The sequence below is a fragment of the Haladaptatus rarus genome, from assembly GCF_054177585.1.
The window spans coordinates 25,287-40,546 of record NZ_JBPEHG010000015.1 but is presented as its reverse complement, the minus strand read 5'-3'; the positions used below and the strand labels follow the sequence as shown (position 1 = coordinate 40,546).

Genomic DNA, 15,260 nt, shown 5'->3' with positions numbered 1-15,260 from the left:
GGTTTAGACAGACGTGCTGAATACAGAGGGTAGATTCAACGATATTCACATAAGTGATTTTATAATCAGTCCAGGCGCTACAAAATACAGAACACGTATTCAGTACTGCGTCTCCAGACGAGACGAATCGAAGTATTTGGGTCGGCACCACGCTGACGAGATTTTCTGAAAAAGTTGTCAATAGTATAATATTCATAGAGGTCGTTTGCACCGTACTATGGGCAGTTCCGAGGAGAGAAACGTCGTCATCACCGGCGCGAATGAGGGAATCGGCTATCATATGCTAACCGCGCTACGCACGAGGGGCTACCGAGTCGCCGGTCTCGACATCAACGGAGAACACATTCGGTCGCTCCAGGAGACATACCCTGACCGAGTGCACTTTCACGACTGTGACGTGACGGCGGATGACGATGTCCAAACGGCGATAGACGAGATCATAGCTGATTGGGGCCAGATCGATATCCTGGTCAACAACGCCGCGATATTCAATTTCGCCCCTTTCGAATACCAGACCCTCGCCGACACGAGGCGCGAGTTCGAGGTAAACTACTTCGGGTACGTACAAACCATCCGGGCCGTCCTACCGCATATGAAGGCCCGGAACGAGGGTATCATCCACAACGTGAGTTCTGGCGTCGGACTCGTCGGCCATCCGGGACTCTCCGGGTACGCCTCCACGAAGGGCGCAGTCGAGGCACTCACACGCTCGCTGCGGCTGGAACTGCGGAACGAGAACGTCTCGTGTTCGGTGATGCATCCCGCGCTCTCAAACACTCGGTCGGCGGCCGAACTTGGATATCCGGAGTCCATGCTAAGCGACCCCGCAGAGGTGGGCCGTAAGCTGGCCGAAAAGATCGAATCGACCGATCCCGTCATCATGGCCGACTGGTACACGAAAATCGGATTGTGTCTCGCGCAACGATTCCCCTACATCGTCAGGAAGGGCACCGAGCGGTTCGTATAGGCCGAGGGAACGACCACCGGGCGGCACGACGAATCGGTATCTCTCGCTCAGAACGCCCTTCCAGCAATAGTGTAGCCCTTCCAGTAGTGGCGTTGTGACGACCAGCAGTAGCGGGCGACAACCGGCAATCGATTTTGAGGGGTTCAGTGGCGTCGTTATAGAGTTGCAGGCGAGAAAACCCACGACTTCAGTCGTGGGATGAATCGCCGTCATCGGTTTCAAACACTGAAATCAATAGATTTGAGTGCCCTCACCACGCATCTGGGTTTGTCGATTCGATGGTTTCCCATCGGATTCTGACAGTCCGAAAACTGGCAGTTGACTCGGTGTTTGCCTTACCAAATAAGTAAGCCCTCGGACACGCAGACCGACATAAAACAAGCAGGTACCTCCGAGTCCTTCCCAGGATAGGAGTAACGGGGGCGTGGCACTCCCATCGGCGCGTCGGGTCGAAAACCCGAGGTTCCCAAACCAACGCAACCGGGCGTGGGAAGCCCACGACTTCAGTCGTGGGAGGATGTCACCTGTCCTCAACCGTCGAGCGGTTCTCGCTCGAATACTCGAAAAATCCCTCCCCTGAATCCCGACCGGTCTTCCCATCGGAGACGAGCGCTTCGAGATGGTCAGCAGGCTCGAACCGCGTTGCACCAGTCTCCTCGTGGAGTTCGGTCAGTTTTTCGAGCACCACATCGAGTCCGAGTTCGTCCGCACGTCGGCACGGCCCTTCTGGGAATCCAGCACCGAGACGCATTCCCGTATCTATCGCCTCGGGAGTAGCGACATCGCTCCCGACGAGTTTCGCGGCTTCGTTCATCATCCGGGCCTCGACGCGGAGCGTATCGAAATCGGCGCTGTCTTCGGGCGAATAGTCCGGGCCGTCGCCCATTTCGTACTCGTAGTACCCTGCGCCGGTTTTCCTGCCAAGGTCGCTGTTCTCGACCTTGGTCTCTAGTATCGGCGGGATTTCTTTCCCTGCCTCCACCCGAACGTGGTAGCCGATATCGAGTCCAGTGAGATCGGCGAGTTCGAACGCTCCCATGGGATAGCCGCGTTCGTGAACCATCGCCGCATCCGCCTGTCGGATGGTGGCTTCGTCGTTCGAGACCATCCAGGCCGGTTCGGTCATGAACGGGCCGAGCACGGAGTTGACGACGAAGCCGTTGACGTCTTTCCGGACGAATATCGGCGTCTTGCAGATAGCTTCGACGAACTCGGCGGCGATCTCGGCGGTTTCGTCGCTGGTAGTGTCGCCGTAGACGACCTCGACGAGTTCCATCTTCACCGGCGGGTTGAAAAAATGCAGTCCGACCACCTTCTCTGGGCGGTCGGTTGCCTCGGCTATCTTCGTGATGGAGAGCGACGACGTGTTCGACGTGAGGAGCGCGTGCTCAGGGGTGAATGCGTCGAGCTTGTCGAATATCTCCCGTTTGAGGTCGAGTCGCTCCGGAGCAGCCTCGATAACGAGATCGGCGTCAGAAACCGCGTGTTCGAGGTCGACGGTCGTACTGATTCGACCGAGGACGGCCTCCGGAGACTCGTCGAGATGGCCCTTTTCGTCGAGCTTCTGGAGGCTCCACTCGATGTTCTCGTACCCCGTCTCGACGATGTCGGCTTCGATATCGCGCATCGTGACCGGATAGCCAGCCAACGCGACGACTTCGGTGATGCCGTGACCCATGTTCCCCGCACCGAGCACAGCCACGCGTTCGATGTCGTTGCTGTTCATACTGTACTCGTCCACAGCGTCCCACATCAATCCTCACGACGGACGAACATGGTAGTGTCCATCGTGAGAACGTCGGCATCGTCTTGATTGAGCGTCTCGACGTGCGACGTGACGAGGCCACGACTCGGGTCGCTCTCCAGTGGTCGCTTTCCCGTTACTTCGGTTCGAACGGAGAGGACGTCGCCGGGACGAACGGGCCGCCGGAATCGAACCTCGTCTACGCCCGGCGACCCCAGACTGCCGTCTTCGGCTAACTGGTTGTCCACGAGCATCCGCATCGTCATCGCACAGGTGTGCCAACCACTCGCGATGAGGCCGTCGTACTCCGACTCTGCCGCCGCCTTCTCGTCGATATGGAACGGTTGTGGGTCGTACTGCTGTGCGAACTCGATGATCTCCGCTTTCGTGACTTCGTATCTGCCGAACTCTTCGACATCGCCGACGGTGACGTCCGAATATCGACTCATAGCGGTTCGTCCCCCTCGATGATTCGAACCGCACGGTCTGCGAGTGCGGGGACGCGTTCTTCCATGCGAGGATACATCGAATCGTCGCTGTTCCCCTCCAGATAGCGCCGATAGAACATCTCACCGAGCGCCGCGAGTTTGTAGACCGCGAGCACTCGATAGAATCGCTCGTGTTCGAAGGTGATCCCCGTTTGATTTTCATATCGCTCGACCAGTTCACGCCGGGTCGGATACCCCTCGCGCTCCATGAACGTCGCCGTCAGTTCCGGAACCGCCGGTTCGGGGTCTTTCGCATCACGCCAGTAAGAGAGCATCCACCCCAGGTCGGCGCGTGGATCGCCAAGCGTGCTCATCTCCCAGTCGAAGACGGCAACGAGTTGCGGCGGCGTCTCCGGCCCGAACATCACGTTGTCGAGTTTGTAATCCCCGTGGACGAGCGTCTCCGGATTGCCGGTAGGCGTCGACCGTTCGAGCCATTCGCCGACCCGCTCCAGCTCCGGAATCGGGCGCTCGTCTGCCGTCCGTTCGAACGCCCATCCGAGTTGTTCTCCCCACCGCGTGACCTGTCGTTCCGTGTATCCCGTTGGATAGCCGAACTCACCGAGACCGACAGCATCGTAATCGACATCGTGAATGGACGCGAGCGTATCGACGAGTTGCTCGCCCACTTGCTGGCGATAGCCCGGTTCGGCAAACCGGTCAGGTTCGCTCTCGCGGGGAACGTCTCCCTCGACCAGTGTCATCACGTAGAAGTCACTGCCGATGACGCTGTGATCGTCGCAGGCAATGACCGTCTTCGGAACCGGCACGTCGGTTTCCTGAAGGGCATCCATGACGCGATACTCTCGAAGAACGTCGTGGGCAGTCTCCGCCGTTTCACCAGGGGGCGGTCGCCTGACGACCAGCATCCGGTCACCCCACTCGACGAACAACGTCTCGTTCGAGTGGCCTGCCGTGTGACGTTCGACTGCAAACGTCGCCGCCGGATCGAGTTCGTCCGCGAGAAATGACTCCAACGCGTCTTCGTCCACGAGCCGGGCGAAATACTCGTCCTGATCCGGGTCGGACATACCGCGAATTTCGCGTTCATCGTACGAATAAGTACGGGTAGGGAGAGTAGACGGCAGAACGGGTGGGGAGAGCAGACGGCAGAAACAGAGCGACCAGATCGATAGCGTGCGTTGCTGGCAGCCGTTTCGATCGATTCCTGCACTACGCTTTTTACCGTGAGGGTTGGTGTGAACCGCATGGAGTACGACGACACCGACAGGGCGACCGAATTCGCCACTCGGACACGCGAGTTCATCGACGAGATCGTGATACCCGTCGAGCGTGAGGCACTTGGCAACGGGCCGGTCGGTGACGAGGCGATTCGAGAATTACGCGAGGCTGCCCGCGAGTACGACGTCTACGCACCGCACCTCCCCGAGGAATACGGCGGCCACGGCCTCAGTTATCGAGAGATGCTTCCGGTGTTCGAAGCAGCTGGACGCAGTCTGCTCGGCCCGACGGCCATCCGGGTCGATGCACCCGACGAGGGGAACATGCACACGCTCGAACTGTTCGGCACCGACGAACAGAAAGAGAGGTGGCTACGGCCACTGGTTGCCGGTGATGCTCGTTCCGGCTTCTCGATGACCGAACCATCGCCCGGTGCGGGATCCGACCCGAAGATGATCCGAACGACAGCCGAGAAAGACGGCGACGAGTGGGTCATCGACGGTCACAAGTGGTGGACGACACAGGGAACCGAAGCAGATGTCCTCATCGTGATGGCGCGAACCGACCCCGACGTGCACCCCTATCAGGGCTGTTCGCTCTTTCTGGTGCCCACCGACACGCCGAGTGTCGAGGTCGTTCGAGACATCCCGCACCTCGGCGGCGGTCTCACCGGTATGGGCCACGCAGAAATCAAGTACGAGAACGTTCGCGTCCCCGACGACGCTCTCCTCGGGACGCTCGACGAGGGGTTCAAACACGCACAACAGCGGCTCGGCCCAGCCCGTCTCACGCACTGTATGCGATTCTCGGGGATGGCCGAACGCGCGCTCGACGTGGCGAAAGCCTACGTGAGCGACCGCGAAGCGTTCGGAACACCGCTCAGCGAAAAGCAAGACCTGCGGTTCACCGTCGCCGAGGCCGAAACGCAGTTGCACGCCGCACGAACCATGGTTCGCCACGCTGCTCGCGCGATCGAAGCAGGCGACGAGGCCCGCGTTCCCGTCTCCATGGCGAAGGTGTTCACGGCGAACGTCGTCCAGACCGTTATCGACGACTGCGTGCAACTCTGTGGTGGCAGCGGCATCGGCAAAGACCTCCCACTCGCTGATTTCTACGAGAACGTCCGCCAGTTCCGCATCGTCGATGGGGCGGACGAAGTTCACAAGCGCGTCATCGCACGAAACGCGTTCGAGAACGTCGATTCGAGTGAGATCGAGAACATCCCGACGTACGACCGGTAGGATTCCTCCCACGACTGAAGCGTTGAATTCTTCCTCGCTCTTCGAATTCACCGTGCGGTTGCTGTCATCTGTGGAGAGACACAAGAGAGTCTGAAATCGGCAACTGACCTGTCGCCATCTCAGTGTTCGATTTAATTCTCGGCCACTGAGAATGAGCGGTCGGTATTCCTTTCCGTGACTGTGACCGTTCGACGATGACCGAACACCGACCCCGAGACAGACTCACCAGACGCAGCGTTATAGGGATGGCCGGTATCAGTGTAACTGGCGTCTTGGCAGGTTGTCTCGGCAGAGAAGAGGACAATCAGGCCGAGGCAGCGGAAGCGGTACCTGAGCCGGTCGACCTTTCGGGCGGGAAGCAGGATGACATGGGCGGGATGATAATCGGCGAGCATTTCGGCCCGAACGGGCAGATCTTCTATGCAGAGCACTCTCCCCATGGCCCCGACGATCCGGCGTGGTTTCATACGCTCGCCGCGAGCATGTTCCCGTATCACTTCGAGCGCGAACGGCACGGCGGACGGGCAGTCGCGATCTACGTGACCGATTACTCCAGTGTCGACTACGAACTCGAAACTCGTAATGACGATACGTTCATCAGCACGCACACTGCACCGGAGACGTTCGCGTTGGCATCGAAGGTCAACTACGTCGCAGGAAGCGACGTCTTCGGCGGGATGGGCAAGGATCTCATCCCCTTCTCCGATTCCGACGACGCAGAGTTGTTCATCGACGAACACGGCGGTCGGAGGGTCGAGTTCGCGGACATCGATCGTGAGTTCCTTGCCAAGTACGACTGAGTCGCCTCACGTACGATGCAGATATCGTGAGACAGTCTACCGTTCAAATTCGTTTCGAGTGTGCCTCGCCCTTCCCACACTTACGAGCATTCGTCGACAGCGAACTTGATTCTTCGTCACGAATTCGGATCATCACCCGGTCGTTCGTCCTCGGACGAGGGTTTCGGTGAGTCGGCTTCGGCGTCGAGATCGGCATCCATCGCTTCCCACATAGATCCGTTGTAGTGCCCGGAATCGTCATCGAGTGTGTGTCGCTCGTCGACGATACGTTCGAGTCTTCGTTCGGTTTCTTCGAGGAGCTGGTTGCCGACATCGCCACTGACGATTCCCCGTTCCATCGCCGTCTTGATGCCGAGGATCTCACGGCGAACGATCTCCTCTTCGGCGGCGAGTGCTTCTTTCTCGCGGAGGTGGGGATGATCGTCGAGCAGATTCGAGAGATTACGATTCGTCTGCCGTTTCTGGGTCGTGTACTGCGAAACGATCTGTTCGTAGAACTCTTCCGGGATGTCGTCTCGTTCGTGTAGTTCCTTTGCGCCAACGAGAGCAGCGTCGATGCCGTGCAGACGACCCAACAGCAGTTCGTATTGCTGTTCTCCCCGAGATGTCGTGACGATTCCGAGACGGTCGATGAGTTCCCCGATCGTGAGGCCATTGACGACGAGGGTGATCGCCGCGACACCGAAGACGATTGCAGCAAGTTCCTCCCGCAATCCTGCTGGAAGGCTCTCCGGAAGACCGAGGACAAGTGCAATCGGGATGGAGGCATGGATTCCGCTCCAGACCATGACGTGCTGGGATGACCGGGAAATCGGGTTCGTAAGCGCCCTGTTCATCAACTCGACCAGTGGATAAACGACGACGGCCCGCGCCAAAAAGACGAGAACGACGGCGACCAGAATCTCCTCAACGTACTGTGTGAGCAGGTCAAGTGGGGTAGCGATGCCGATCGCAACGAAGATGACTGTGTTCGCGATGAACGCCGCACTTGCCCAGACGGTCCCGAGCGTCAACCGCGTTCGTGCGCTCACCTCGTCGCTGGCTCCCTGAGTTCCGACGACGAGACCAGCGCCGAGCGTGGCAATGACGCCGCTGACTTCGAGTTGTTCTGCGAGTATATACACACCGTAGGCGAGCACGACAGTGAATACGATGCCAGTCATCGGATCGTCGACGAGAACGAGGAGACGATACGCGACGTACCCGGCGACAGCCCCGATGAGAGTGCCGCCGACCATCGCTATGACGATGCCGAACCCGACATCCCTGAATAGAAGGGTGGGCGTGACGATGGCAGTGGCGGCGATTCCTTGGGACCCTGCTTCGAGCAATACCGACAAGAGGACTGTGTAGAGAACGATGCCGACGCCATCGTTCAGGATGCTCTCACCCTCGACGAGTACCGAAAGCCGTTCTGGCGCACCGAGTTCTTCGAACAGCGCGACTACCGAAACCGGATCGGTCGGCATCGCTATCGCGCCAAGCAGAAGGGCGACGACGACGGAGAAGCCGAACACGGATGTACCGACGGCACCGACAATCACCACCGACAGGATGAGGCCGACCACGGCCAGCATCAAGATGGGGACGATGTTATCCCGCAAGCGGTCGGTGTCGATGTTCATCGCACTCTGGAATATCAACGTCGGGAGAATGACGAGCAGAATGAACGTATCCGAAAGTGGTATCGTCAAGGGGAGGTCGAGAAGTGAAATCGTGAGTCCAGCGAGGAGGAGTCCAACGGTGTACGGTATGCGAATGACTCTCGTGGTAAATATGCCAACGACACCTGCGATGGTGAATACGGTGAGAAACCTGAGAAGTTGCGCTTCAGTCTCCCCCATCGGTTGGACTCCTCCGATAATCATCAGAAGAGACGGGTACCCCACCATATTAACAATCACCACTAACTGGAGACTTAGTCGCTACGCTCAGATTGACTGCACGTCCGCTGACGATATTGACGTATCATCCATACACGTCGAATCCAAGTTAGAATCATATCCACCGACCGAGGGGCGAGAACTGGCCACGCCGCATACAGGGAAGTGAGCCACCCGTCTGCAGCCCACGAGACGACGTGACCAACAGTTGCAATTGCAATGTACGTAGTGCGTTCGATACGTGTTCTGCCTCCACGCCGGACAACCCATCCGACTTGGCACCGCGACCGAACACCGGACTTGCTACCGCCCGACAGTCACAGTATTTTTACTCATCCTTTGTAAAAACTGTGGTTGAGATTAGCACACACGATGATGGGTAGTGACGAGAAAAACGAGAGTCACCGATTTCGGTGATCACTCCGCGCTCGGTGCGACGTTCTGGTTCATGCGGAACAGGTTGGTCGGATCGTACTCGTCTTTCAGTTCGACCAACCGGTCGTAGTTCTCGCCGTAGGCGTTGGTCTCCTGGCCTTCCTCCTCGCTGACGAAGTTCACGTACACGCCGCCGGACGCGTACGGTGCCATCGCGTCGTAGAACTCACGAGCCCACGAGATACAGCGATCGTCATCTTCGGCATCCTCCCAGCGAGTGTGGACGTTCATCACGTAGGTCGCATCGCGGTGGGGATACGCCGTCGCGTCGGCGGGAACGCGCGCCATCTCGCCGCCGACTTGGCCGAAGAAGATTTCGGACAGCGATGTCGGGAGGTGCGCCGCGTACTCGATCGCGGTGTCGATGGCCTCGTCCGAGAGTCCGTCGAAGTTGTGCGATTTCCAGTAGTTTCGCGCACCTTCGGTGAGCAATGGGTCGAATGACTGCTGGAACTCCGCGTACTGGTGTGGGCCGACCGCGTCGGCGATCGGGTCGCCGTACTCTCGAATCGGTGCCAACACCTCCTCACCCTCGTCCATATCTCCCGCGTAGAACGCGACGACGATGCAGACACCCACGCCATGAACGTCCGCAGGGAGGAACGGAAGCGGCGGCGCCTTTCGGAGGATGGCCCAGACAGAGGACTCGTCCGGGGCATCGTCGTTGAACTCCCGCAGATTTCGGATGACGTCCGGCGCGTCCTCGCCCGCGTAGACGATGGGGCCTGCGAGCACCTCGGGACCGACCTCGTGGAGGTCGAACTCGAAGGACGTCACGACACCGAAGTTGCCGCTCCCGCCCCGCACAGCCCAGAAGAGGTCGGGATTCTCCGTCTCGCTAGCATGGCGAAGTTTGCCGTCTGCGGTGACGATGTCGACCGACCGCAGGTTGTCGATGGTCATCCCATACTTCCGGGTGAGCCATCCGAAACCGCCACCGAGGGTGAGTCCCGCGATGCCAGTCGTGGAGTTGATGCCGAGTGGCGTTGCGAGCCCGAATTGCTGTGTTTCGTGGTCGAAATCGGCGAGCGTGGCACCGGGCCCGACGCTGGCCGTCTTCGCGTCCGGATCGACTCGAACCGAATCCATCTGCGAGAGGTCGATCATGAATCCATCGTCACAGACCGCGTTACCGGCGATATGGTGGCCACCGCCACGAACGGAAACCAGCAGGTCGTTCTCACGGACGAAGTCGACCGCTGCGATGACGTCAGCAACCCCACGGCAGCGAGCGATGAGGGCTGGATACCGTTCGATCATTCCGTTCCAGACCGTGCGTGCCTCGTCGTATCCGGGGCCGTCGAAGCTGAGGAGTTCGCCGCGAAGCTGCTCTTCCAGTTCGCTAACGGCACCCTCATCTACGGGCGTGTCTTGAATTTCCATCTCGACCACACCATCGTTCCGTCGGTAGAAGTAGATTGTTAGCATTCAACATACCGAATGTCGATGGCATAAATCTCCATTTCGGGACACCGAATCAGTCTCGCCACAACTCCTCGATTTTGTCGCGACCGAAGCACTCTTTTTCCCGCTATCCGTGCGCCCACCCATGGGTCGAATCACGCGTGGACTGACCATCCTCGTCGCAATCGTCGCAGTCTCGTTCGCAATCCACTACGCCCTCTTCGGTTCGTTGCCACTCGGCAAACCGCAGTTGTTGGACAACGAACCCGCCGAAGAAGAACCGACCGAAGCGTGGCAGTAGGCTCCTGACTTGAGTCATCACGTCCAATCTTCTTTTTTAAGAAGCGGCTCGATAAGAGACGTCACTCCCCCGTTATCGTTCGGCGAAGTGCGGCAACACCCGGTGCACCGTCGATGAGCCAGAGGAGGAACACGAGCAGATACGGGAGCCCGTAGATGCCGAGGACGAACAGTTGCCGCTCTGTCGACAGCGAATAGAGGAACGCCTCGAAGATGTCATTTACCCTACCGAACAGCGTCGTCTCATAGCCGTATGGCGGAAGGGTGATGACGGGCCAGAACACCCGGTCGAGGGGCGAGACGTTCCGTTTCGGAATCGCCATGAGCATATCGCCGAGGAGATGCGACCAGTAACCAACGGTAAAGGCGATCCCGATAGTGTAGCGGCGTTTGAGGGCCGCAACGGCGAGGACGAGGAGGCCGACCGGTACTGCAACGAACACCGAATGAGCGACGGAGTAGCCCTGCGGAAACAGATGCAGTCCCCACGAGAGTGGTTTGTCGACCAGATCAGGTACCTGCGTGCCGAACAGGAGTGCTACCACGGCGACAGCAGTCGGTGAGCGTCGCGTCACGAGACGGTGACCGAGCGAATAGAGGACGTATCCGAAGGCGGCGTGTCCCCACGGCATCATGGTCGCATCACCGACCAGAACACGCGATCGCGACAGGACGAGCGAGGAGGGGCGGTGGGTCGGTTGCGACCCACATGAGTAACACTCATCACCCGCGCCTAGTGGGCGAACGAATAAAACACATGCTATACCTAGTGAAGAGTCCTCGAAAATCACAGAGATAGATTCTGAACATTATTAAATGTATTACTCATTATATCATAAAAATACTTCTAATATAGTAGTATACTTAGACTTTTTTGGGAGAATCGGAAACGACATTAACCATTACAAAAAAGGGGTGGATAGTGAGCCATGTCCCCACGCCGTGTACTTTCATCACCGACTCGGATACTGACACTCTTGCTCATCGCGGGACTTCTCCTCACCGGAAGTTTCGACCCCTTCACGGGGAGCACTGGTGACGCACGAATGCCACCGACGACTGTCGGAGAGGAAACGGACGTCACGTTCCAGTGTTATCAGGCGACGATAGAAACGAACACCACCGTCACGGCGATTCTGCACTTCCCCGACGGCGGCCATCAGCAGTTTCGACTTCCACCGGGGAGCCACGTCGTTCGTGGCACCGAGGACGATAGCGGAAAACCACTGACGGCGATCACCATCGAATCCAAGACCGCAGACCAGCGGTACGACAATCCACGATATCCGGGGTGTGAAGGAACCCAAACCGCGACTGAAACGACCACTGCAACCAGTACAACGACGGAAACGACAACGACCGAAACGACGACCACGACTCCGGCACCGACCACTACAACTTCGACCACCACATCGACGACGACTACCACAGCAACACCGACAACCTCTACGACACCACCGCCAACTTCGACGACGTCGACAACTGCGACTACACCACCGACGACCAGTACAACCACAGTCTCACCGACAACTACGGCGACGGAGACGCCATCACCACGAACGACGACGACAACGTCAACGGCGACTTCGGTACTGCCGTCATCGACTGCCACGCCGACTACCACGAATACGACGGGAACGGTTCACGCGACGAAGACGGGAACCGAACGAGGATCGTCCACGGCACCAGCGACGTCGACCACAGATTCAAAAACCGTCGCCGGGGGAGTCGACCTCCCGGATGGTGGAGATGGTAGTAATCCGGGCATCGAATGGACGATCGGAGATGTACTCGCACTCTTGGTGCTCGGAGCCGGGGGAATCCTGATCGCGGGGCCGAGTATGTACTCCCGCGTAGCGATGTGGTGGGAAAACTGATTTGTCGATCGTTCTCGAAGCGTCTGACCGAACTACGTTTTCGACCGTTTATCTACGACCTGTGTGGTTGGTCACCGATTATTTCGATGTTTCACGCTCCGAATACCATGTTCGTTTCCGTCGTTCGTCCTCGTCGAGCGCGTCTTCTAACTCCGTAACCCGCTGTTGAAGGTCATCGATCTCCTCCCCGAGGGTTCGAATCGTCTCCGTGAGGGAACCGATGACTGCTCGTGTTTCGGAATCGACACCGTGGACTGCCTGGAGTTCGTTTAGTTGCTGAAGCAGATCTTCCCGGGTGCTCGGCATCGGGACATCGTTCGAAGCGCGTGACGCTAATTCTTTTGTCCGGTTCACAAACTACTTGGCGAACGAATCGGAACGGATGGCGACGCCAGAAGACACCAATCGTGGGAAATTGATTCGTTCACTGGGCGATGACACCGAATCGACAATGAGCTATTTAAGACGGGATGGCTTTTTCAAACTATGGCAGAACTCCTCATTCTTATCGGTCTCGCTGTCGCTATCTTCGTCGGATTCAACGTCGGCGGGTCTAACACGGGTGTTGCGTTCGGGCCGGCGGTCGGAAGTCGAACCATCTCGAAACTCGGGGCTGCAATTCTCATGAGTATGTGTGCGCTCCTCGGTGGATGGACCGTCGGGCGGAACGTCATCGAGACGATGGGAGGCCGGATCGTCCCGTCGGCGTATTTCACGTTGGAAGCGAGTATCGCAGTGCTCTTTTTCATTGGGTTATCGCTGTTTCTCTCGAACATCGTCGGCGTTCCTGCCTCGACGTCGATGACGGGCGTCGGAACCATCGCCGGACTCGGCCTCGCCACCGGGGCACTGAACTGGGACGTGATGCGACGAATCGTCTCGTGGTGGCTCGTCTCCCCCGTGATCGCCTTCTGGGTGAGTGCGATCATCGGTCGGTACTGGTACCCCACGCTCCTCGAATGGTTTGCGGTCACGCAGACGGAAGGAACGCTCCTGCAACTCGACCACACGGGTCGGATTCCACGACCAGCCCTCGGCCCGAACACGACCACTCGGGAATTCGTTGGTACCTTCCTGGTAGTCGCTGTCGGCTGTTATACCGCTTTCTCGGCCGGTGCATCGAATATGGCGAACGCCGTCGCCCCACTCGTCGGTAACGGCGCTGTCGGCATGAACAGCGGCATCCTCATCGCCGGAGGCGCTATCGCACTCGGTGCGTTCACCATCGCTCGGCGCACCATCGATACCATGGGGAACGAACTCACCGAGATGCCACTGCTCGCGGCACTGATCGTCGCGGTCGTGAGTTCGACGATCATCGCCATCCTTTCGAAACTCGGCATTCCTGCCAGTATCGTCATCGTCTCGACGATGAGTATCGTCGGTCTCGGCTGGGGGCGCGCAACGCGCATCATCAAGTACACCGACCGTTCCAAGATGGTAGAGGAAGGGCCACCGAGCGTCTCTGCTGGCGCACTGGCAGTCGACGCCGAGGACACGCCAGTGGTCGGTGCGGGCGGTGAGGGTGAGACGGAAACGGCGAGTTCGCGGCCATCGGCGGCGAGTAGAGCAGGTGAGACCCTCCCGGATGTAGACGCACTCTACGAACCATGGACGACCGCCCGTGTCATCACGATGCAGAACATCGTTCCGGGAATTTCGACGGTCGCCGCCTACCTTCTATTCCGGTTCGTTCCGCTGTTCAGTTAAAGAGGATATCTGGGCGGAAGACAGCGAGAACTTAAACCACCCCATATATCCGGGAGGAACTCATTACCCCGATACTAGCAACTAGTCCTATAAGGACGGATACATTGGATACGCCATGAAAGAATACGAGTTCACCTGCCCAGAATGTGGGCAACAGATCGATATCAATGGCCCGATGCGGGAGGCCACACTGACACATGGTTGTCCCGTCTGTGGAGCCACTGTCAGTTCGGACAACTTCTTGCCGTCTTAGAAGCCGCTGCGTGCCGGACGTGACGCCATCTGCAGTTCTTTCTCGTTCGTTACTCGTCTGCTTCGCGGTCGACTTCGGTTCGACGGCCGCTCAACTCGACTGGTTCGAACTCGTAGAGTTGGATGTCGAGATTCTGTTTCGACCGACCCCAGATCTCGAAGAGCGGTCGCTTCGCGGAACCGTACTGCTCGATATGGTCGACCGTCAGCTCTTCGGGAGCGATCTCCTCTAACGAGCCAACCGCGACGACACTCCGGTAGGTCGACTTCGTACCTGCTTCACCATCCGTCTCGTCGTACACGACGAGACGTGCTCGTGGTGAGGACGCGAGAAACTGTCGTTTCTCACTATCGGGTGTGGAGACGAGCCGCATGAAAAACGTTCGTTCGTCGGGGTCGTATCCATACGAGATAGGGATAGCATACGGCTCTTCAGCCTGCGCGAGAGATAAGACGCCGGTCTCGTGACTTCCGAGGAAGTCATCGGTTTCCGACTCCGTCATCGCAGTTTCCTGGGCGAGTGGCATAGTCGTACATTCACCGAGCGTGTGTTCGACCTTAAACTATTCCCACTTCGACGGATTCTTTCATTATAATTCACACTTCGGAGATAAAGGAGACAAAATGTCGAAGCGGTACTATCGACCGCCAGTCGAACGGTCGATAGATTCGGAGGTTATCTCAGTCGGGTGTGAAGCCGTACGACGAAACGGTACTCCCGCAGATCACACAGCCGTTGTCGATGAGGGCAGCCCTCATCTCGGTGTCGACCGTGATGGACTCGGTGCATTTCGGACAGACGAAGGTGTAGTTCTCGGTGCTACTCATCTTGGTTTGTAGTACGACGGTACCTGATAAATGAACTCTCCTATTTCCAACCGGGTGAGAACAACCTGCTCACCTCGCAGACTGAATGCAAAGATTCGGATGCAGTGATTCGATTTTCGGATATCGTGTTGCGGTTTGTGTCCTGCGCG

The 15,260-nt window shown here is 58.1% G+C and carries 15 protein-coding genes and 1 pseudogene; 7 read left to right on the top strand and 9 right to left on the bottom strand.

Annotated elements, in window-relative coordinates:
• Positions 1 to 217: 217 nt before the first annotated feature.
• Entirely contained in the window at positions 218 to 967 is a 750-nt protein-coding gene (locus ACR3FE_RS22500) for an SDR family NAD(P)-dependent oxidoreductase (protein ID WP_458209968.1), read from the top strand.
• A 550-nt stretch (positions 968 to 1,517) separates the two neighbouring features.
• On the opposite strand, the pseudogene ACR3FE_RS22495 reads toward ACR3FE_RS22500, so the two are convergent.
• The 3 genes and pseudogenes from ACR3FE_RS22495 to ACR3FE_RS22485 form a co-directional block, all read right to left on the bottom strand.
• A pseudogene (locus tag ACR3FE_RS22495) lies at positions 1,518 to 2,693 on the bottom strand (3-hydroxyacyl-CoA dehydrogenase); the annotation flags it as partial.
• Positions 2,694 to 2,719: 26 nt separating this feature from the next.
• On the bottom strand, positions 2,720 to 3,160 hold the full coding sequence (locus tag ACR3FE_RS22490) for a MaoC family dehydratase (RefSeq protein WP_458209966.1): 441 nt from the start codon (positions 3,158 to 3,160) through the stop codon (positions 2,720 to 2,722).
• Entirely contained in the window at positions 3,157 to 4,230 is a 1,074-nt protein-coding gene (locus ACR3FE_RS22485) for a phosphotransferase family protein (RefSeq protein ID WP_458209964.1), read from the bottom strand. Before ACR3FE_RS22485 ends, ACR3FE_RS22490 begins: the two co-directional genes overlap by 4 nt.
• A gap of 177 nt (positions 4,231 to 4,407) precedes the next feature.
• On the opposite strand from ACR3FE_RS22485, the gene ACR3FE_RS22480 reads away from it, so the two are divergent.
• A complete protein-coding gene (locus ACR3FE_RS22480) occupies positions 4,408 to 5,622 on the top strand; it encodes an acyl-CoA dehydrogenase family protein (RefSeq protein ID WP_458209962.1) in 1,215 nt (404 codons plus the stop codon).
• Positions 5,623 to 5,867: 245 nt separating this feature from the next.
• On the top strand, positions 5,868 to 6,422 hold the full coding sequence (locus ACR3FE_RS22475) for a nitrous oxide reductase accessory protein NosL (RefSeq protein ID WP_458209960.1): 555 nt from the start codon (positions 5,868 to 5,870) through the stop codon (positions 6,420 to 6,422).
• Positions 6,423 to 6,538: 116 nt separating this feature from the next.
• On the opposite strand, the gene ACR3FE_RS22470 is transcribed toward ACR3FE_RS22475, so the two are convergent.
• Positions 6,539 to 8,266, bottom strand: a complete 1,728-nt coding sequence (locus ACR3FE_RS22470; RefSeq protein WP_458209958.1) for a cation:proton antiporter — start codon at positions 8,264 to 8,266, stop codon at positions 6,539 to 6,541.
• A gap of 456 nt (positions 8,267 to 8,722) precedes the next feature.
• A complete protein-coding gene (locus ACR3FE_RS22465) occupies positions 8,723 to 10,123 on the bottom strand; it encodes an FAD-binding oxidoreductase (RefSeq protein ID WP_458210082.1) in 1,401 nt (466 codons plus the stop codon).
• 166 nt (positions 10,124 to 10,289) lie between these two features.
• Here ACR3FE_RS22465 and ACR3FE_RS22460 point away from each other — a divergent pair, with 166 nt between their 5' ends.
• Positions 10,290 to 10,445, top strand: coding sequence for a hypothetical protein (locus tag ACR3FE_RS22460; RefSeq protein ID WP_458209957.1), 156 nt, complete (start codon positions 10,290 to 10,292; stop codon positions 10,443 to 10,445).
• Between the two features lie 61 nt (positions 10,446 to 10,506).
• Here the strand turns inward: ACR3FE_RS22460 and ACR3FE_RS22455 are convergent, their stop codons facing one another.
• Positions 10,507 to 11,079: a metal-dependent hydrolase gene (locus ACR3FE_RS22455; protein ID WP_458209956.1), complete on the bottom strand. Its 573-nt coding sequence runs from the start codon at positions 11,077 to 11,079 to the stop codon at positions 10,507 to 10,509.
• Between the two features lie 294 nt (positions 11,080 to 11,373).
• Here ACR3FE_RS22455 and ACR3FE_RS22450 point away from each other — a divergent pair, with 294 nt between their 5' ends.
• Positions 11,374 to 12,321 carry a hypothetical protein gene (locus tag ACR3FE_RS22450; protein ID WP_458209955.1) on the top strand — a complete coding sequence of 316 codons (948 nt, stop codon included), beginning with the start codon at positions 11,374 to 11,376 and terminating at the stop codon, positions 12,319 to 12,321.
• Positions 12,322 to 12,399: 78 nt separating this feature from the next.
• Here ACR3FE_RS22450 and ACR3FE_RS22445 read toward each other — a convergent pair whose 3' ends face one another.
• Positions 12,400 to 12,627: a hypothetical protein gene (locus ACR3FE_RS22445; RefSeq protein WP_458209953.1), complete on the bottom strand. Its 228-nt coding sequence runs from the start codon at positions 12,625 to 12,627 to the stop codon at positions 12,400 to 12,402.
• A gap of 180 nt (positions 12,628 to 12,807) precedes the next feature.
• Between ACR3FE_RS22445 and ACR3FE_RS22440 the strand changes: the two genes are divergently transcribed.
• Positions 12,808 to 14,031 (top strand): inorganic phosphate transporter, encoded by a 1,224-nt coding sequence (locus ACR3FE_RS22440; RefSeq protein WP_458209952.1) that lies wholly within the window; start codon positions 12,808 to 12,810, stop codon positions 14,029 to 14,031.
• Between the two features lie 115 nt (positions 14,032 to 14,146).
• Positions 14,147 to 14,284 (top strand): DUF7560 family zinc ribbon protein, encoded by a 138-nt coding sequence (locus tag ACR3FE_RS22435; RefSeq protein ID WP_458209951.1) that lies wholly within the window; start codon positions 14,147 to 14,149, stop codon positions 14,282 to 14,284.
• Positions 14,285 to 14,333: 49 nt separating this feature from the next.
• Here the strand turns inward: ACR3FE_RS22435 and ACR3FE_RS22430 are convergent, their stop codons facing one another.
• A complete protein-coding gene (locus tag ACR3FE_RS22430; RefSeq protein WP_458209949.1) occupies positions 14,334 to 14,810 on the bottom strand; it encodes a pyridoxamine 5'-phosphate oxidase family protein in 477 nt (158 codons plus the stop codon).
• A 154-nt stretch (positions 14,811 to 14,964) separates the two neighbouring features.
• Positions 14,965 to 15,111, bottom strand: a complete 147-nt coding sequence (locus ACR3FE_RS22425; protein ID WP_458209947.1) for a DUF7560 family zinc ribbon protein — start codon at positions 15,109 to 15,111, stop codon at positions 14,965 to 14,967.
• Positions 15,112 to 15,260 lie beyond the last annotated feature (149 nt).